The sequence below is a fragment of the Exiguobacterium sp. J17977 genome (assembly GCF_018616375.1).
In the GTDB taxonomy this organism is placed as follows: domain Bacteria; phylum Bacillota; class Bacilli; order Exiguobacteriales; family Exiguobacteriaceae; genus Exiguobacterium; species Exiguobacterium mexicanum.
In genome coordinates this window covers 386,502-404,937 of sequence record NZ_JAEQBB010000002.1, presented here as the reverse complement: position 1 = coordinate 404,937, position 18,436 = coordinate 386,502, and the positions used below count along the sequence as shown (strand labels likewise).

21 protein-coding genes are annotated in these 18,436 nt (G+C 54.2%); all 21 read left to right on the top strand.

Annotation, left to right across the window (positions count from 1 at the left end; all coding sequences use genetic code 11):
- The first annotated feature begins 31 nt into the window (after positions 1-31).
- Complete coding sequence (gene rimM, locus KNO58_RS05610; protein WP_021067099.1) at positions 32-547, top strand: ribosome maturation factor RimM; 516 nt, start codon at positions 32-34, stop codon at positions 545-547.
- Positions 537-1,253: a tRNA (guanosine(37)-N1)-methyltransferase TrmD gene (gene trmD, locus KNO58_RS05605; protein WP_214752245.1), complete on the top strand. Its 717-nt coding sequence runs from the start codon at positions 537-539 to the stop codon at positions 1,251-1,253. Before rimM ends, trmD begins: the two co-directional genes overlap by 11 nt.
- Before the next feature lie 113 nt (positions 1,254-1,366).
- A complete protein-coding gene (gene rplS, locus KNO58_RS05600; protein ID WP_021067101.1) occupies positions 1,367-1,720 on the top strand; it encodes a 50S ribosomal protein L19 in 354 nt (117 codons plus the stop codon).
- An 82-nt stretch (positions 1,721-1,802) separates the two neighbouring features.
- Positions 1,803-2,345: a signal peptidase I gene (lepB, locus tag KNO58_RS05595; protein ID WP_214752244.1), complete on the top strand. Its 543-nt coding sequence runs from the start codon at positions 1,803-1,805 to the stop codon at positions 2,343-2,345.
- A 12-nt stretch (positions 2,346-2,357) separates the two neighbouring features.
- Positions 2,358-3,218: a ribosome biogenesis GTPase YlqF gene (gene ylqF / locus KNO58_RS05590; protein ID WP_021067103.1), complete on the top strand. Its 861-nt coding sequence runs from the start codon at positions 2,358-2,360 to the stop codon at positions 3,216-3,218.
- A 41-nt stretch (positions 3,219-3,259) separates the two neighbouring features.
- Entirely contained in the window at positions 3,260-4,012 is a 753-nt protein-coding gene (locus KNO58_RS05585; RefSeq protein WP_214752243.1) for a ribonuclease HII, read from the top strand.
- An 11-nt stretch (positions 4,013-4,023) separates the two neighbouring features.
- Complete coding sequence (locus tag KNO58_RS05580) at positions 4,024-4,875, top strand: hypothetical protein (RefSeq protein WP_214752242.1); 852 nt, start codon at positions 4,024-4,026, stop codon at positions 4,873-4,875.
- Positions 4,872-5,141 (top strand): EscU/YscU/HrcU family type III secretion system export apparatus switch protein, encoded by a 270-nt coding sequence (locus KNO58_RS05575; protein WP_214752241.1) that lies wholly within the window; start codon positions 4,872-4,874, stop codon positions 5,139-5,141. Before KNO58_RS05580 ends, KNO58_RS05575 begins: the two co-directional genes overlap by 4 nt.
- A gap of 111 nt (positions 5,142-5,252) precedes the next feature.
- Positions 5,253-6,413, top strand: coding sequence for an ADP-forming succinate--CoA ligase subunit beta (gene sucC / locus KNO58_RS05570; RefSeq protein ID WP_214752240.1), 1,161 nt, complete (start codon positions 5,253-5,255; stop codon positions 6,411-6,413).
- Between the two features lie 12 nt (positions 6,414-6,425).
- The gene (gene sucD, locus KNO58_RS05565; RefSeq protein WP_021067108.1) at positions 6,426-7,343 is read left to right on the top strand and encodes a succinate--CoA ligase subunit alpha; all 918 of its coding nucleotides are present in this window, start codon (positions 6,426-6,428) and stop codon (positions 7,341-7,343) included.
- Positions 7,344-7,396: 53 nt separating this feature from the next.
- A complete protein-coding gene (gene dprA, locus KNO58_RS05560) occupies positions 7,397-8,188 on the top strand; it encodes a DNA-processing protein DprA (RefSeq protein ID WP_251026092.1) in 792 nt (263 codons plus the stop codon).
- A gap of 65 nt (positions 8,189-8,253) precedes the next feature.
- The gene (gene topA, locus KNO58_RS05555) at positions 8,254-10,350 is read left to right on the top strand and encodes a type I DNA topoisomerase (RefSeq protein WP_214752238.1); all 2,097 of its coding nucleotides are present in this window, start codon (positions 8,254-8,256) and stop codon (positions 10,348-10,350) included.
- Positions 10,351-10,352: 2 nt separating this feature from the next.
- Positions 10,353-11,660 carry an FADH(2)-oxidizing methylenetetrahydrofolate--tRNA-(uracil(54)-C(5))-methyltransferase TrmFO gene (gene trmFO / locus KNO58_RS05550; RefSeq protein WP_251026091.1) on the top strand — a complete coding sequence of 436 codons (1,308 nt, stop codon included), beginning with the start codon at positions 10,353-10,355 and terminating at the stop codon, positions 11,658-11,660.
- A 186-nt stretch (positions 11,661-11,846) separates the two neighbouring features.
- A complete protein-coding gene (xerA, locus tag KNO58_RS05545; RefSeq protein WP_214752236.1) occupies positions 11,847-12,728 on the top strand; it encodes a site-specific tyrosine recombinase/integron integrase in 882 nt (293 codons plus the stop codon).
- Positions 12,729-12,739: 11 nt separating this feature from the next.
- Positions 12,740-13,288 carry an ATP-dependent protease subunit HslV gene (gene hslV / locus KNO58_RS05540; protein ID WP_021067113.1) on the top strand — a complete coding sequence of 183 codons (549 nt, stop codon included), beginning with the start codon at positions 12,740-12,742 and terminating at the stop codon, positions 13,286-13,288.
- Positions 13,285-14,658, top strand: coding sequence for an ATP-dependent protease ATPase subunit HslU (hslU, locus tag KNO58_RS05535; RefSeq protein ID WP_214752235.1), 1,374 nt, complete (start codon positions 13,285-13,287; stop codon positions 14,656-14,658). Before hslV ends, hslU begins: the two co-directional genes overlap by 4 nt.
- Positions 14,659-14,695: 37 nt before the next feature.
- Positions 14,696-15,475, top strand: a complete 780-nt coding sequence (gene codY, locus KNO58_RS05530; RefSeq protein WP_016508279.1) for a GTP-sensing pleiotropic transcriptional regulator CodY — start codon at positions 14,696-14,698, stop codon at positions 15,473-15,475.
- A 273-nt stretch (positions 15,476-15,748) separates the two neighbouring features.
- Positions 15,749-16,117 (top strand): flagellar basal body rod protein FlgB, encoded by a 369-nt coding sequence (gene flgB / locus KNO58_RS05525; protein WP_214752234.1) that lies wholly within the window; start codon positions 15,749-15,751, stop codon positions 16,115-16,117.
- A 2-nt stretch (positions 16,118-16,119) separates the two neighbouring features.
- Entirely contained in the window at positions 16,120-16,548 is a 429-nt protein-coding gene (gene flgC / locus KNO58_RS05520; protein ID WP_021067116.1) for a flagellar basal body rod protein FlgC, read from the top strand.
- A gap of 13 nt (positions 16,549-16,561) precedes the next feature.
- A complete protein-coding gene (gene fliE, locus KNO58_RS05515; RefSeq protein ID WP_214719439.1) occupies positions 16,562-16,846 on the top strand; it encodes a flagellar hook-basal body complex protein FliE in 285 nt (94 codons plus the stop codon).
- Positions 16,847-16,867: 21 nt separating this feature from the next.
- Entirely contained in the window at positions 16,868-18,436 is a 1,569-nt protein-coding gene (gene fliF, locus KNO58_RS05510) for a flagellar basal-body MS-ring/collar protein FliF (protein ID WP_214719438.1), read from the top strand.

Here is an 18,436-nt window from a genome sequence, read left to right as displayed (position 1 = left end):
GGTCGGCCCATTTTTTTGAGGAGGCATAACAATGGAATGGTTATACGTAGGTAAGATCGCCAATACCCACGGCTTGAAAGGGGAACTGAAGTTGCTCGCCGCGACCGATTTCCCGGCCGAACGCTTCAAGAAAGGCGAGACGCTCTATTTGGACGTCGACGGCAAGAAGCTCCCGTTTGAGGTGACGACGTATCGTCCGCACAAACAGTTCCATCTTGTGACGTTCAAAGGGCTTGAGAATATCAATCTCGTCGAGAAGTATAAAGGGATGAAGCTATACGTTCACGTCGAGCACGTCCACGAGTTGCCCGAGCATGAGTTTTACTATCATGAGATTATCGGTTGCGAGGCCGTCGTCGACGGTGAGGTCATCGGTGTCGTCGATGATATCTTCGAGACCGGCGCCAACGATGTCTGGGTCATCAAACGCCCTGGCAAGTCGGACGCTCTCATCCCGTACATCGAATCGGTCGTGAGCGACATCGATGTTGAGGCGAAACGTGTCGTCATCACCCCGATTCCGGGAATGATTGACGATGAAGATTGATGTTTTAACGTTATTCCCCGAGATGTTCGCCCCGCTCGACCATTCCATCGTCGGACGGGCCCGGACCCTCGGACAAGTCGAGATGGCGTTCACGAACTTCCGTGACTTCTCGACGAACAAACACCATAAAGTCGACGATTATCCTTACGGGGGCGGGGCGGGCATGTTGCTCACCCCGCAGCCGATCTTTGACGCCTTCGACGCCATCGACAAGAAGCGTCCCCGCGTCATCGTCACGACGCCGACCGGGCGCCGTTTCGACCAACAGCTGGCGGAAGAATGGGCGGCCGAGGAACATTTGATTTTTTTATGCGGCCATTATGAAGGGTTCGACCAACGGATCCATGATGAGCTCGCGACGGACGAGGTGTCAATCGGTGACTTCGTCATGACCGGCGGTGAGCTTGCCGCGATGGTCATGATCGATGCGACGGTCCGCCTCATCCCGGAAGTGCTCGGCGATCAGGCGAGCCATGAGGACGACTCATTCTCGACGGGGCTGCTCGAATATCCACACTATACGCGTCCGGCGGATTTCCGTGGTCTGAAAGTGCCCGACGTCCTCTTGTCGGGCAATCACGCCAACATCGAGAAGTGGCGCCGGGAGCAGTCGCTCCTGCGCACGTATCGCCGGCGGCCGGAACTGCTCGAGCGGATCGAGCTGTCGAAGGCAGATAAAAAATTCATTGAATCGTTGCGCGATTGACCAATTTATGCTATGTTTGAGCATGTGGGTTAACCCCACCAATTACCAATGTTCCGCTGTTGGATGCTTGGGCAGATGAAGATATGAACATTGAAGAAAAAGGAGAACTATTCATGAACACACAAAAACTGTTCCGTGAAATCACAGAAGAACAATTCAAATCAGACGTACCTGCTTTCCGTCCTGGTGACACAGTACGTGTCCACGTTAAAGTCGTAGAGGGAACGCGTGAGCGTATCCAGATCTTCGAAGGCGTAGTCATCAAGCGTAAAGGTGGCGGCATCGGCGAAACATTCACAGTTCGTAAGATCTCTTACGGCGTAGGTGTTGAGCGTGCATTCCCGCTTCACTCACCACGTGTCGCGCAAATCGAAGTCGTTCGTTACGGTAAAGTCCGTCGTGCGAAACTCTACTACCTCCGCAACCTTCGCGGTAAAGCAGCACGTATTAAAGAAATCCGTCGTTAAGATGGGGATTAAGCTTGTCGCTTGCGACAAGCTTCTTTTTTTCTAGTACAATAAGTTCAAACGGACAGAGGAGTGAGGCAAGTTGAAAGAAGTGTTCAGTTGGCTTAAGGCGATCGTCGTTGCGCTCGTCATCGCGTTCGTGATCCGGACGTTCATCTTTGTACCTGTCATCGTCGAAGGAGAGTCGATGATGCCGACGCTCCAAAATGCCGATCGCATGATCGTCAGCAAAATCTCGAACTACGTCGGTGAGCTCGACCGGGGCGATATTATCGTCTTCCACGCGACGGAATCGAAAGACTATATCAAACGCGTCATCGCCATTCCCGGCGACACGCTCGAATATCGGGACGATACGCTCTACTTGAACGGTGAGGCGGTCGAAGAACCGTATTTAGAGGATTTCCGGGCACAGATGAACGGCTTTCCTCTAACCGAAAACTTTACGCTCGAACAAGTAACGGGCGAGACGGTCGTCCCTGAAGGCTCGTACTTCGTCATGGGTGACAATCGTCAAAACTCGAAAGACAGCCGTGAAATCGGCTTTGTCCCGAAAGAGGACGTCGTCGGCAAAACGAACTTCGTGTTCTGGCCGATCGGCGATTTCGGGACCGTACAAGAATAAGGTGGTGTTTGTTTGGCAATTCAATGGTTCCCTGGCCACATGGCCAAGGCACGAAGACAAGTAACAGAAAAGTTAAAGCTCATCGATGTCGTCATCGAACTCGTCGATGCGCGTGTTCCACAATCGAGCCGTAACCCGATGGTCGATGAGATCACGGAAGGCAAACCGCGTCTCATCGTCTTGAATAAAGCCGATATGGCCGACCCGGTCGTCACCGACGCCTGGCTCCGCGCCTTGAAGCGCGATGACATCGAGGTCGTCGCCGTCGACGCGAAACATAGCAAAGGCTTGAAGCAACTCATGTCGGGCGCCGAAAAACTCATGCAAGAGAAGCATGACCGCATGCGTGAGAAAGGCCGGAACCCCGGTCCGATCCGCGCGCTCATCATCGGCATCCCGAACGTCGGGAAGTCGACGCTCATCAACCGCCTCGCTGGGCGCAATATCGCCGTCACCGGCGACCGTCCGGGTGTCACGAAGCGTCAGCAATGGATCAAGATGAAAGGCGGCGAGATGGAACTGCTCGATACGCCAGGGATTCTGTGGCCGAAGTTCGAAGACCAGATGGTCGGCTATCGCTTGGCGGCGACCGGGGCCATCAAGGATGATATCTTGAACCTTGATGATATCGCGCTCTATACGGCCCGCGAGCTGTCGGCCCGCTATCCGGACCAGTTGAAAGAGCGATTCAAAATCGATCAACTGCCGGAAGACGCCGTCGAATTGCTCGAATTGATCGGGAAGAAACGCGGACTCGTCAGCGGCGGCTACGTCGATTTCGAGAAAGCGAGCGAATTACTATTGAACGAACTGCGTCATGAGAAAATCGGACGCGTCTCCCTCGAGACGCCGGCCGACCATGACATGGCGTGAAGTCCTGTGCAAACAGGGCTTTTTTGAATAGGAGGAACGGAATGACGATTCAAGCGATTAAACAACGGTTACAGACGGTCCGATATGAAGAGTGGGAGCAAGTGCGGGCCGAGTTGACAGACGACCCGCGGGCGGGTGTCCAGGCGCTCATCCGGCAACGAGAGCGGCAGTTCGCACAAGAACATGCCCTACGTGCCGATTATACGGCCCGTCACGCGTTCGAAGACGAGTGGAAGGCCCAAGGGTTCAGTCTAATCGGCGGCGTCGATGAGGTCGGTCGTGGGCCACTCGCGGGTCCCGTCGTCGCGGCGGCCGTCATCTTGCCGGAAGGGTTTTATCACCCCGGCCTGAACGATTCGAAAAAGATGTCGAAACGGGCGCGGGAATCGGCATACCGCATTCTCATGGACGAGGCGTCGGTCGGGGTCGGCATCGTCGACGCCGACGTGATCGACCAGGTCAATATTTATGAGGCGACGAAACTGGCGATGGTGGAGGCGGTCCGACAGCTCGGAACGGTCGATGCGCTGTTGATTGACGCGATGCGGCTCGACCTCGACATCCCGCAGCAGTCGCTCATTAAAGGCGATGCGCGGAGCGTCTCGATCGCGGCGGCGAGCGTCGTCGCCAAAGTCGTTCGCGACAACATGATGGAGGATTACGCCGTCCTCTATCCCGGGTACGGGTTCGAGCGGAACGCGGGCTATGGCACGAAAGACCATTTGACCGGCCTCGCGGAACACGGCATCACACCGATTCACCGGAAATCGTTCGCGCCGATTAAACAAATGTAGGAGGGGACACGATGCGCATCGATCACCAAGGCGTCCTGCCGTTCAAGGTCACCGAACAAAATTCACGGCACCTGCTCGTCGGCAATACGGTCGTCGGCCGGGTGCTCCAGCTGTTGCCTGGCGGCGAGGCGGTCATGCAGCTGCCACAAGGCATGTTCCGGGTCGGGGTGAACGCCGACGTCAAAGAGAACGTGACGTACAAGATGGTCGTCACGGAGCTCGAGCCGAAGCTTGTCTTGAAAGTCGTGCCGCAACAAGCCGAAGCGCTCGCACAAGCAGCGCGGTCACCGCTCGCCCAGCTCGGCAGCGAGCTCGGGCGCATGGCCCGTCAGCCGCTCGCTATGCCCGAGCCGCTCCAGGCGCAAGGCCGGCAACTGCTCGAGAGCGGGGCCGGGGCCGACGTGAAGCAGCTCGTCGGCGAGCTGTTCAAAGCGAAAGGCGACCCGAAGTTCGAACAGTTCGTCCGGACCCAGGAGACGTTCAACGCCGTGCAGGCCCCGCCGTTCGTCGTTCAAGCATTTCACATACCGCATTTAGGACCGTTTGAACAAGTACGATTCCGTCTCGAGGCGCCGAAAGGCGAGGTCATCGACTCCGACCATGCCCGCATCGTTCTATTCCTCGAGACGCCGAAATATGGAGAGACGGGCATCGATTTGCTCGTCCAGAAGCGGTACGTGTCGGTTAAAGTGTTCAACGAGCAACATGATTTGAGTCCGTTCGTCAACGCCTATGAACCATTGCTCGGGCGCGCACTCGAAGCGAGCGGTTACGAGCTGTCGCGCTTCTCGTTCGAAGCAAAGCGGGAAACAGCGCTACCGGACACGTTCGCCCCGCTCGGAAAGGTGGACCAACGCATATGACCGATCGCAAACAAGCCATCGCCTTGTCCTATGAGCAATCGATGGAGTCGCCGCGCGTCGTCGCCAAAGGGGGCGGACTCGTCGCCGAGCGCATGCTCGCGCTCGCACAAGCGAGCGGAGTGCCGATTCATGAGGACCCGGCTTTGTTGTCGCTCTTGTCCGCCCTGCAGATTGAAGAGCAGATTCCGGACGACCTGTATCAGGTCATCGCCGAGCTTTTCGTGTTTCTTTATCAGATGGAACAAGGAAAAATCGAAGATGTCTAGGGGTAGATGTGAAAAAAAGATGAAAACTTAAAGCAAGAACGATAGACAGCGCTTTCAGTTTTTCGTTACAATAGACGTGCCGATATTAAAGGGGACTAAGGGGGAAACGAAATGAATATCCATGAGTATCAGGCGAAAGAATTGCTTCGGGCGTTTGGAGTGGCCGTACCTACGGGCTATCCGGCGTTCACGGTTGAAGAAGCAGCCTCAGCCGCCGCCAAGCTAGACGGTGAACTAAAAGTTGTCAAAGCCCAGATCCACGCAGGGGGCCGCGGGAAAGCCGGCGGTGTCAAACTTGCGAAGTCGGATGAAGAAGTCAAACAGTACGCGTCAGAGATTCTCGGCAAGACGCTCGTCACGCATCAGACTGGACCAGAAGGAAAAGTCGTGCAACGCCTTTACATTGAAGAAGGCTCTGCGATTGACCAAGAATTTTACTTAGGACTTGTGCTTGACCGTTCGATCGGCCGAATTGTCATCATGGGTTCATCAGAAGGCGGTATGGACATCGAGGAAGTCGCTGAACATACACCTGAAAAGATTCATAAAGAAGTCGTCGACCCAGTCGTCGGACTCCGTCCGTTCCAAGCACGCCGTCTTGCGTTCAAGATGGAAGTGCCGACCAAGCTCGTCAACAAATTCAGCGACATGGTCATGAAATTGTATAAAGTGTATGTCGAGACAGACTGCACGATTGCGGAAATCAACCCGCTCGTCACGACGAAAGATGGCAACGTCATCGCACTCGATGCGAAGCTCAACTTCGACAGCAACGCGCTGTATCGTCATAAAGACATCGTCGACCTGCGCGATACGACAGAAGAAGATCCGCGTGAAGTCGAGGCGTCAAAACACGACCTCAGCTATATCGCGCTCGACGGCAACATCGGTTGCCTCGTTAACGGTGCCGGCCTCGCCATGGCGACGATGGATATCATCAAGCATTATGGCGCCGAACCCGCTAACTTCCTCGATGTAGGCGGCGGTGCAACGAAAGAAAAAGTAACGGAAGCGTTCAAATTGATTTTGTCAGACGACCAAGTCAAAGGAATCTTCGTGAACATCTTTGGTGGCATCATGAAGTGTGACATCATTGCTGAAGGTATCGTCGCGGCGACGAAAGAAATCGGTCTCGATTTACCACTCGTCGTTCGGTTAGAAGGTACGAACGTGGATGCGGGACGACGCATTCTCGATGAATCTGGACTTGCGATCACTTCGGCGAGCTCGATGGCTGACGGTGCAGAAAAAATCGCGGCACTCGTTCGATAAGGGGGAAACGACATGAGTATTTGGGCGAATCAAGATACAAAAGTGATCATTCAAGGGATCACGGGGAAACAAGGTCTGTTCCACGGCGAACAGATGCTGGCATATAACACGAAATTGGTCGGAGGAGTGACACCTGGTAAAGGTGGCACGACCGTCCTTGACGGCGTACCGGTCTTTAACACGGTATCCGAGGCAGTCGAAGCGACTGGCGCGAACGCGTCAATCATCTACGTGCCACCTGCATTCGCAGCCGATTCGATTATGGAAGCGGCCGATAGCGGTATCGAGTTGATCATCTGTATCACAGAAGGTATCCCGGTCATCGATATGATTCAAGTGAAGCGTTACCTCGAGGACAAACCGGCCCGTCTCATCGGACCGAACTGCCCGGGGATCATCACGCCAGGGGAAGCGAAACTTGGTATCATGCCAGGCTATATCCACACGAAAGGCCACGTCGGTATTGTCTCGCGCTCAGGGACGCTCACGTATGAGGCGGTCCATCAGTTGACGACTGCCGGAATCGGACAATCGACAGCTGTCGGAATCGGTGGAGACCCGGTCAACGGCACGAACTTCATCGACACGCTCCAAGCGTTCAATGAAGACGAGGACACGAAAGCGGTCATCATGATTGGTGAAATCGGTGGAACGGCTGAAGAAGAGGCTGCGGAATGGGTGAAGGCGAACATGACGAAACCGGTCATCGGTTTCATCGGTGGTCAAACAGCCCCTGAAGGCAAACGGATGGGCCATGCCGGCGCCATCATCTCGGGCGGAAAAGGTACGGCCGCTGAGAAAATCAAGACGTTGAACGCCAACGGGATTGAAGTCGCCGAGACGCCTGCCGTCATCGGAGAGACACTCATCCGGGTGTTGAAACAACAAGGTTTGTATGAAGCTTGCGTGACGGGTCAACCGACAACGTAAACCATTCGGAATGGGGGATGCGCAGCATCCCTCATTTTTTAGAGGTGATTGTGATGAATCAAACAATCGCTCGATTCGCAGCCGAACGGTTGCCGGTCGAGTTCGTCCATCATTACTTGTCTCACACGCATATGAACATGCATCAGTTCCATCCGCGCGTCCGGAGCAAGGCCGAACGGGCGCTTCGTTCCACGGTCACGTACGATCGTTTTTTGACGTGGGAGGACGAATTGTTCCCGTCCGCGCTGCTCCACATCCCGAATCCGCCGTATTGTTTGTTTTATCGAGGCGATTTAGAGGTACTACATCAACAAACGACCGCATTGGTCGGAAGCCGTGAATTGAATCGCATCAGCCGTCGACTTGTCGAACATTTCCGTCCTTTAATAGAAGAAACTGTCTCCGTCTCGGGTGGGGCGCTCGGCATCGACGGTCTCGTCCATGAGCTGTCGCTCGATCATGACCGGCCGACCATCGCCATCCTCGGAGCGGGCTTTTCGCACTTGTATCCACAGGTCCACGCCCCCTTGTTCGAGCGGATTTCGCGACACGGGTTACTCCTCACGGAATACACACCGGAAACACCTGTCAAAAAATTTCAATTTTTAGAACGAAATCGTCTTGTCAGCGGACTTGCCAATCGACTCGTCGTCATCCAGGCCCGTCACAAAAGCGGGACGATGAACACGGTCGGACATGCCCTCGAGCAAGGAAAGACGGTATTCGCAGTGCCTGGAAGCCCGCTCGATCCGCTCGCGGCCGGTCCGAATCAATTGATTGAAGACGGGGCGATTCCATTGACGACTGCCGATCAAATTCTAACCTGTTCAAGGATTGGACGTTGACAAACCATCGACAACATGAATATTATGGTAGGGATTTAAATGACCTCTAAAAGGGGAGCAGATGTATGGCAAAATACTTGGTGATCGTCGAATCACCCGCGAAAGCGAAAACCATTAAACGTTATTTAGGATCGAATTACACGGTCAAGGCTTCGATGGGTCACGTCATCGATTTACCGAAAAGTCAACTCGGTGTCGACGTGGAACATGACTTTGAACCGAAGTACATCACGATCCGTGGCAAAGGTCCAGTTTTGAAAGAATTGAAGACGGCAGCCAAAAAAGCGACGAAAATCTTTCTCGCGGCTGACCCGGATCGCGAAGGGGAAGCGATTGCTTGGCATTTAGCACGTGCCCTCGGTGTCGACGAAACGACGGAATGTCGCGTCGTCTTTAACGAGATCACGAAAGATGCGATTAAAGAGTCGTTCAAACACCCACGTAAAATCAACCATGACCTCGTCGACGCCCAGCAGGCGCGTCGAATTTTGGACCGTCTCGTCGGATACGGGATGAGCCCATTACTATGGAAGAAAGTCAAAAAAGGATTATCGGCCGGACGCGTTCAATCCGTGGCCGTTAAAATGATTATCGACCGGGAGCGGGAGATCAATGCCTTCGACCCAGAAGAGTATTGGACAATCAAACTCACCCTCAACCATGAAGGCGAATCGTTCGAGACTTCGTTTTATGGAAAAGACGGGAAAAAAATGGAGCTCAAGAGCGAGGCGGATGCCGACGCGGTGCTCAAAGCGATTGACGACTCATTCAAAGTCATCGACGTCACGAAGAAAGAGCGGAAGCGCAACGCGTCGCTCCCGTTCACGACGAGTTCGCTCCAGCAAGATGCGGCCCGTAAATTGAACTTCCGTGCCAAGAAGACGATGATGCTCGCGCAACAGCTATACGAAGGGATTGACCTCGGCAAGAAAGAAGGCACCGTCGGTTTGATCACGTATATGCGTACCGACTCGACGCGCATCTCGGATTTGGCGAAAGCAGAAGCGAAAGAGTATATCGAATCCACGTTCGGAGAAGAGTACGTCGCGTTGCAGAAACAAAAAGAGAAGAAAGCCGCGAACGCCCAGGACGCCCACGAAGCGATTCGTCCGACTTCGGCGTTACGCGACCCGGCCTCGGTGAAAGCGTACTTGTCACGTGACCAGCTCCGGTTGTACAAGTTGATTTGGGAGCGTCTCGTCGCGAGCCAAATGGCGCCGGCTATCCTCGATACGGTGAAAATCGACGTCGAGTCGAACGGTATGACTTTCCGTGCCAACGGGTCGACCGTCAAATTCCCTGGTTTCATGAAAGTGTATATCGAATCGAAAGATGAAGATATCGAAGACACGAACCCGGAGAAAGAAGGGTTGCTCCCGCCGCTCGAAGTGGATGACCTCGTCAAGTTCGAGACGATCGAACCGAAACAGCACTTCACACAGCCGCCGCCACGATACAGTGAGGCGCGCCTCGTCCGGGCGATGGAAGAACTCGGGATCGGTCGTCCGTCGACGTATGCACCGACGCTCGATACGATTCAAAAACGCGGATACGTCGTCCTTGAAGAGAAGAAGTTCGTTCCGACAGAACTCGGCGAACTCGTCATCGAGATGATCGATGAGTACTTCAACGACTTCATCACCGTCCAGTTCACGGCCGACATGGAGACGCTCCTCGACTCGATTGAGAACGAGGAAGTCCAATGGACGGAAGTCGTCGCTCCAATCTATCGCAGTTTCGAGAAGCGTTTGAAACGGGCGGAATCGGAGATTGAGAAAATCGAAGTGAAAGATGAGCCGGCCGGCATCGACTGCGAAGTGTGCGGTTCGCCGATGGTCATCAAGATGGGCCGTTACGGGAAATTCATGGCATGCTCGAACTTCCCGAACTGTACGAACACGAAACCGGTACAAGTCGAGATTGGCGTCCCATGTCCGAGCTGCAAAGACGGACAAGTCGTCGAACGACGCAGTAAAAAGGGTCGTCTGTTCTATGGTTGCTCGAACTATCCAGACTGTGAGTTCGTCTCATGGGACAAGCCGGTCGCGAAACCGTGTCCGGAATGTGGTAAAATGATGGTCGAGAAAAAAATTAAAGACGGTGTGAAATATCAATGTACGAACTGTACCCATGCCGAGGTACATCAGTTAGAGGAGGATTAACTTTGCAGCAACGTGTAACTGTGATCGGAGCGGGCCTCGCCGGCTCCGAGGCGGCTTGGCAACTCGCGAAACGCGGAATTCAAGTCGATTTGTATGAAATGAGACCGGTCCGAAAGACACCGGCACACCATACGGACCAATTCGCTGAACTGGTCTGCTCGAACTCGCTACGAGCGAACGGGCTCCAAAACGCGGTCGGCGTCTTGAAAGAAGAGATGCGCACGCTCGACTCGCTCATCTTGAAAGCGGCCGACACGGCAAGTGTACCGGCCGGTGGCGCTCTCGCCGTCGACCGTCATGACTTCGCCGGCTTCGTGACGGACACGTTGAGAAACCATCCGAACGTGACGGTGCACAACGAAGAGATTACGGCGATTCCGGACGGGATCGTCATCATGGCGACCGGTCCGCTCACGTCACCGGACCTCTCGGCTTCGCTCAAAGCGTTCACAGGGGAAGATTACCTTTACTTCTACGACGCCGCGGCACCGATTTTAGACGGCGAGACGATCGACCGGGACAAGGTCTATTTGAAATCACGTTACGACAAAGGTGAGGCGGCGTACCTCAACTGTCCGATGACGGAAGAAGAGTTCGACGTGTTCTACGACGAGCTCGTCAAAGCAGAAGTCGTCCCGCTCAAAGAGTTCGAGAAAGAGATTTACTTCGAAGGCTGCATGCCGTTTGAAGTCCTCGCCCAACGCGGCAAGAAGACGCTCTTGTTCGGACCGATGAAACCGGTCGGCCTTGAAGATCCGAAGACGGGCAAACGTCCGCACGCGGTCGTGCAGTTACGTCAAGACAACTCGGCCGGCACGCTGTTCAACTTGGTCGGTTTCCAGACCCACCTCAAATGGGGCGAACAGAAACGCATCCTTCAACTCATCCCAGGTCTCGAGAACGCGGAGATCGTGCGCTACGGTGTCATGCACCGGAACACGTTCATCAACTCACCGAGCCTGTTGAAACCGACGTATCAGGCGCGGTCACGCGACACGTTGTTCTTCGCCGGGCAGATGACCGGTGTGGAAGGGTACGTCGAATCGGCGGCGTCAGGGCTCCTCGCTGGGATTAACGCAGCGAAACTGATTGCCGGTGAAGAACTCGTCGTCTTGCCACGCGAGACGATGCTCGGTTCGATGGCGCACTATATCACGACGACGGACGGCAAGCACTTCCAACCGATGAACGCAAACTTCGGGCTCGTGCCGTCGCTCGAAGATGCGCCGAAGAAAATGAAGAAACAAGAACGGTACGAACGTTATGCGAACCGTGCCCTTGAAACGATTCAGCAATATAAAGAGATTTAAGGGGAAGGAGCCAATTTTTGGCTCCTTTTTTGTGAATTTAAATTTCAATTGTGTAATTTGTACAACACTTTGAAAATTTTCAGATTATTGAAGGGCTATCTATTGTCACCTCTGACGGTGTGTGCTATGCTAATTTCGATTTGACGGGAACATGCGTTTTTAAGCTGAAAACGAGGGGGCGAGAGAATGGGATTCGGTGACGATCAACAGTCATTTTTGCGCTATTGCCAAGTCGAACGCCGACTGTCTCCTCATACGAAACGCTCTTACGAGCAGACGCTCGACCAGTACGCCGCTTATTGCCAATCGACACATCAAGATCCGTATGATGTGCAGTCGGCGCGGCGTTATTTATATGCCCTTTATGAGGCGGACAACGCCACGACGACGGTCGCCCAAAAAGTGTCGTGCCTCAAACAATTCGGGAAATTTGTGGCACGGGAGACGGGTGTCGATCCACTGTTCCACGGCCTGACGTCACCGAAGCGGCGCAAGACGCTTCCGACGTTCGCCGTGCCGAGCGAGGTCGAACAGCTCATCGCGACCGCGGACGGACAAGATGATCCGTTCCTGAGGGCCCGTGATGTCGCCATCGTCGAGATGCTATACGGGACGGGCATGCGCGTCGCCGAGTTGTGCGGGATGGACGTGTCGTCTTACGATGCCGAACTCGCCTTCGTGCATGTCGTCGGGAAAGGGAAGAAAGAACGCTACATTCCAATCGGGCAGTTCGCCATCGAGGCGCTCAATCGTTATCTCGATGCACGCCGAACATGCGCTTCCCCCCAAGAAACGGCATTATTCCTCAGTCAAAAAGGGAATCGAGTGACAACAGACCAAATTCGCTACGTCATGAAGCGTCTGAGGAAACAAGGCGGCCTGCATAAGCCGTTGACGCCTCACTCGCTCCGTCATAGTTTTGCGACGGACTTGCTCGAGCGCGGGGCCGACCTCCGTGCCGTCCAAGAGTTGCTCGGCCACGAGTCGCTCTCGACGACGGGGCGTTACACCCACGTCTCTACGGAACGCTTGCGAGCGGTCTATCAAGCCACACATCCGAGAAAGTAGGAGGTCATCAGATGTTTCACGCAACCACGATTTTCGCAGTCCGTCACAACGGGCATGGTGCTATGAGCGGGGATGGACAAGTCACGTTCGGAAACGCCGTCATCATGAAAAACAAGGCCAAAAAAGTAAGACGTCTCTACGGCGGTAAAGTCGTCGCCGGATTCGCAGGAAGCGTTGCCGACGCATTCACGCTGTTCGAGAAGTTTGAATCAAAGCTAGAGATGTATAACGGAAACTTGCCGCGTGCGGCCGTCGAGCTGGCCAAAGAGTGGCGCGGGGATAAGATGCTCCGTCAACTCGAAGCGCTCTTGATTGTCATGGACCGTGAGCACCTACTGCTCGTGTCTGGGAACGGCGAAGTGATTGAACCGGATGATGGCATTTTAGCGATCGGTTCGGGCGGGAACTATGCGCTCGCTGCCGGGCGCGCGCTCGTGCGCCATTCGCCTGAGAAATCAGCGGAAGACATAGCCCGCGCTGCTCTTGAGATTGCCGGAGAGTTGTGCGTCTATACAAACGACCAAGTCATCGTAGAAACGATCGGAGGCGATTCTGAATGAAACGTGAACTGACACCACGCCAAATCGTAGCGGAGCTAGACCGCTTCGTCATCGGACAAAAGGATGCCAAGCGCGCCGTCGCCATCGCACTCCGCAACCGGTATCGTCGCCAAAAGTTGAGTGCCGACCTGCGTGATGAAGTGACACCGAAGAACATCTTGATGATCGGACCGACCGGTGTCGGGAAGACGGAGATCGCACGCCGCCTGGCCAAACTCGTCGGCGCGCCGTTCGTCAAAGTCGAGGCCACGAAATTCACGGAAGTCGGCTACGTCGGCCGCGATGTCGAATCGATGGTCCGTGACCTCGTCGAGGCATCGGTCCGTCTCGTGAAGGAAGAGAAAAAGGAAGGCGTGAAAGAGCAAGCCGAAGTCGCTGCGACGGAACGCATCCTCGACGCTTTGCAAGGGAAGGCAAAAGTCGAACCGACCGCTGCTTCGAACCCGTTCGAGGCGCTGTTCGGCGGCCAAACCCAAAAGACCGAGGAGCCGACGAGCACGCAGTCGTCCGACCGCGCACAGTTGCGTCGCTTGCTCGAACTCGGTGAACTCGAGGAGCGATTGATTGAGGTCAACCTCGAGGAGAAGCAGACCGTCGACTTGTTCCAAGGGCAAGGTATGGAAGGGTTATCGAACTTGCAGGACATGCTCGGGCAAATCGTGCCGAAGAAACGGAAGAAACGCAAGTTGCCGGTCCGTGAGGCACGTCCGCTCATCATCGCCGAGGAAGCGGAAAGCTTGCTCGATATGAACGAGGTTCATGACGAGGCCGTGCGCCGCAGTGAACAGATGGGCATCATCTTCGTCGATGAGATCGATAAGATTGCGACGAAGTCGCAAGACCATGCCGGTGTCTCACGAGAAGGCGTCCAGCGTGACATCTTGCCGATCGTCGAAGGATCGACCGTCGTCACGAAGTATGGTCCGGTCAAGACGGACCATGTGCTCTTCATCGCCGCCGGAGCGTTCCATATGGCGAAGCCGTCCGACTTGATTCCTGAACTGCAAGGTCGGTTCCCGATTCGTGTTGAACTGAGCAGCCTGACCGAGGAGGACTTCGTTAAAATTTTGACGGAACCGTCCCAGGCGCTCATCAAGCAGTACACGGCACTCCTCGAGTCGGAGGAGATTAGCGTCGAGTTCACGCATCCGGCCATCGAGGAGATTGCGCGCATTGCGACGCACGTCAACCGAGAGACGGATGACATCGGGGCCCGCCGCTTGTACACGATCATGGAGCGCGTCCTTGAAGACTTGTCGTTCGAGGCGGCCGACATGCCGCAAACGCATGTTCAAATCACACCGGCCTATGTCAAAGAGAAAGTCGGCTCGATTGCGGAAGATCGAGACCTTAGCCAATTTATACTATAAGATTCTGTATGCACATACAGGGAGGAAAATAAGAATTATGAACTTACTAGACAAAACACGCCAATTGAACACGATGCTTCAACAAGAGGCAAGCGCACACGTAGACTTTAAAGAAATGGCGGATAAGATGCGCGAAGTACTCGAAGCAAACACGTTCATCGTCAGTCGTCGGGGCCGCTTGCTCGGCTTTGCCATCAAACAACAAATCGAGAACGAACGCATGAAGGCGTTCTTGGTCGACCGTCAATTCCCGGAGCCATACGCCTCGAACCTGTTCAACGTCAAAGAGACGACGGAAAATATCGGCATCGACAGTGAGTACACGGCGTTCCCGGTCGAGAACCGTGAGTTGTTCCTCGACTCGATGACGACGATCGTTCCAATCATCGGTGGCGGCGAGCGTCTCGGTACACTCGTGCTCGGCCGGCTCAACAACGAGTTCACGGAAGACGACCTCGTCTTGGCCGAATATAGCGCGACGGTCGTAGGGATGGAGATTCTTCGTGAGAAAGCGGCCGAAGCCGAGGCGTCAGCCCGTAAAAAAGCGGTCGTCCAAATGGCGATCAACTCGCTCTCGTATTCTGAGCTTGAAGCGATCGAGCACATCTTCGAAGAGCTTGGTGGCAATGAAGGTTTACTAGTTGCTTCCAAAATTGCCGACCGTGTGGGAATTACACGTTCGGTCATCGTCAACGCGCTCCGTAAATTGGAAAGTGCGGGAGTCATCGAGTCACGTTCACTCGGGATGAAAGGAACGTATATTAAGATATTGAATGATAACTTCTTGTTTGAATTACAGAAGTTGAAATCGAACTGAAATAAATCAGATTTACTTGATGAATATAAGAAAGTCTAACGAAATAGGACTTTCGACTTACAAAGTCGCTCCCAATGTAATGGGGGCGACTTTTTTTAGTGCAAAAGTAATTATTTTCAGAATTCGTCGTAAATTCGACAAAAACAGAAGACAGCATTTACCTGTTTTAATAAAAATATCTTTCAAGACTGTTACAGATTTGTTTCAATGAAATAGTGGATTTTCCAAATAAGGTATATACATGCATTCTTTTAGTGAAAGCGAGTGAAACGCATGAATTGGATTGGCAGCGACTATCAATTAATGAAGCAAGCGATCAATCATTCGGTCGTAAATCAAAAAGTCATCAGCCATAACCTATCGAATATCGATACCCCGAACTTCCGGGCGAAGCAAGCCGTGTTCGAACAGACGCTGAACAACGAGATGCGTCTCATGCTGGCAGGCGGTCGTCCGAGCGAGCGCGCGGAGACGACGATCACGGATCGGGCCGGAGGCGCGATGCGAAGTGACGGCAATAACGTCGATCTCGATTACGAGATGAGCGAATTGGCACGGAACCAGCTTCAATATGAAGCGATGATGGAACAGTTGAACCGCCGACTCGGCGGACTCAAAACCGTCATTAGAGGAGGACGTTGACGATGGGCATGTTTGATAGTTTTCATATTTCGGCGACGGCACTGACGTCGCAGCGGTTACGGATGGACACGGTGTCCGCGAACATCGCGAACGCCCAGACGACACGCGGCAAACTCGTCGACGGGGAGTGGCAACCGTATACACGAAAAATGACCGTGATGCAGGAAGCGCCGTTTCGCCAACAGCTGTCCGCTGTCAGCGGCGGCGTCGAAGTCTCACAGATTGTGGAAGATGAGAGTCCGTACAAGCTCGTCTATGACCCGAGTCATCCTGATTCGGATGACCGCGGTTATGTCCAGATGCCAAACGTCGACCTATTGAAAGAAATGGTCGACTTGATGGGAGCGACGCGGTCGTACGAGGCGAACATCGCCGCGATGAACGCCACGAAGGCGATGCTCGTCAAAGCGATGGAAATTGGCAAAGGATAAGGAGTGACGATACATGCAAATCAACCCGATTCAATTGATGGGCACACAGCCGACGGTCGCGCCGGCGGTGAAAGAGACGCCGTCCCAGTTCGGAACGTATTTGAACGAGGCCATGCGCTCGTTAAATGACGTCCAACAAGCGACGAGCGCGGCCCGAGCCGACCTCGCCGTCGGCAAGGCCGATTTACATCAAGTCATGATACAAAGTGAAGAGTCGTCGATTGCGATGCAACTCGCGATAGAGGTGCGCAACAAAGCAGTCGAGGCCTATCAAGAAATGATGCGAATGCAAGTTTAAAGTAGAGGATGACGAGTAGCGATGAATGAAAAGTTAAAAGAACGATTCGGTTCACTGACCGGTTCGCTTCAAACGATAAAAACGAACCGTAAAATCATTTGGGGTCTCGTCATCGCCGGCGTGCTTCTCGTCGCGGTGCTCTTGACCGTCTGGCTGTCGCGCCCGAACATGGCCCCGCTCTATACGAACCTGTCCGCCCAAGAGGCGGGCGAGGTGACGGAACAGCTGACGGCCGACGGCGTGAAGGCTGAGATTAAAGCGACTTCGAACGGTGTCAGCGTCTACGTGCCGAGTGAGCAAGTCGACCAACTGAAAGTCAGTCTGGCGGCAGCAGGCATCCCGAAATCGGGTGCAATCGATTATAGCTTCTTCAGCGAGAACGCTGGCTTCGGAACGACGGACCGTGAGATGGCCGTCATCGAGCGGAGCGCGATGCAGACCGAGCTCGAACGGTTGATCACGCAAATCGAAGGGATCAACCAGGCGAAAGTCATCATTTCGATTCCAGAGAAATCGGTCTTCTTGGCCGAAGATCAAGGTGAACCGACGGCCTCCATCGTCCTAAATTTAGGAGCTGGTACGAATCTTGAGCCGGCCACGGTGAAAGGGCTCTATCATTTAATCAGTAAGAGCGTACCGAACTTGAAACCTGAAAATATCTCGGTCATGGACCAATATTTCACGTATTACGATTTAGACCAGACGACGACGGCCGGTGGATCATCGACCGACCCGCTCGTCTTGAAACGCCAAGTCGAGAAAGACGTTCGTCAACAGATTCAACAAATGTTGTCGGTGTTGCTCGGGGAACGAAGCGTGCTCGTCTCGGTCACGGCCGATATCGACACGACGCAATCGGCTGAAGAGCAAAACCTTGTGACACCTGTCAACGAGGACAGCATGGAAGGCATCGTCACTTCGGCGGAACGGATTGCTGAGGCATATACGGGCGGAACCGGCGCGGCGACCGCTGCCGGCACGGCCGAGAACGATACGGTCAATTTCCCGGCTGCCACGGGCACCGGGGAAGAAGAGAGCGAAAAGAATCATGAAATCATCAATTATGAAGTCAACCGAATCACGAAACAGATTCAAAACGCACCGTACTCGATTCGTGACCTCGGCGTCCAATTGATTGTCGAACCACCGAACGGGGCGACGACGATCGATCCTCAGCTCGAGGGTGACCTCGAGACGATGATGTACTCGATTATCCGAACGTCACTCGCCAAGACTGGAGAGGCACTCACTGAGGCGGAACTTGAACAGAAAGTCGTCGTCGTCTCACGTCCGTTCGCAGAAACGGAAGAAGCGGCCGCGGTCGAACAACCGACGCAATGGTGGATGTATGCCGCCGCAGCCGGTGCCGTCGTCTTGCTCGCGCTCTTGTTCTTCGCGATGCGCAAGCGCAACCGCGAACCCGTAGCCGAGTCGAACGAGTGGGAAGTCCCATATGAAGACGAAGTGCCGGACCTCGACCTCGAAGAACGGGGCGAAGGGGCCGTCAAGAAGAAACAGTTGGAGAAATTGGCAGAGAGCAACCCAGAAGAGTTCGCCAAACTTCTCCGTACATGGATGTCTGAGGAGTGA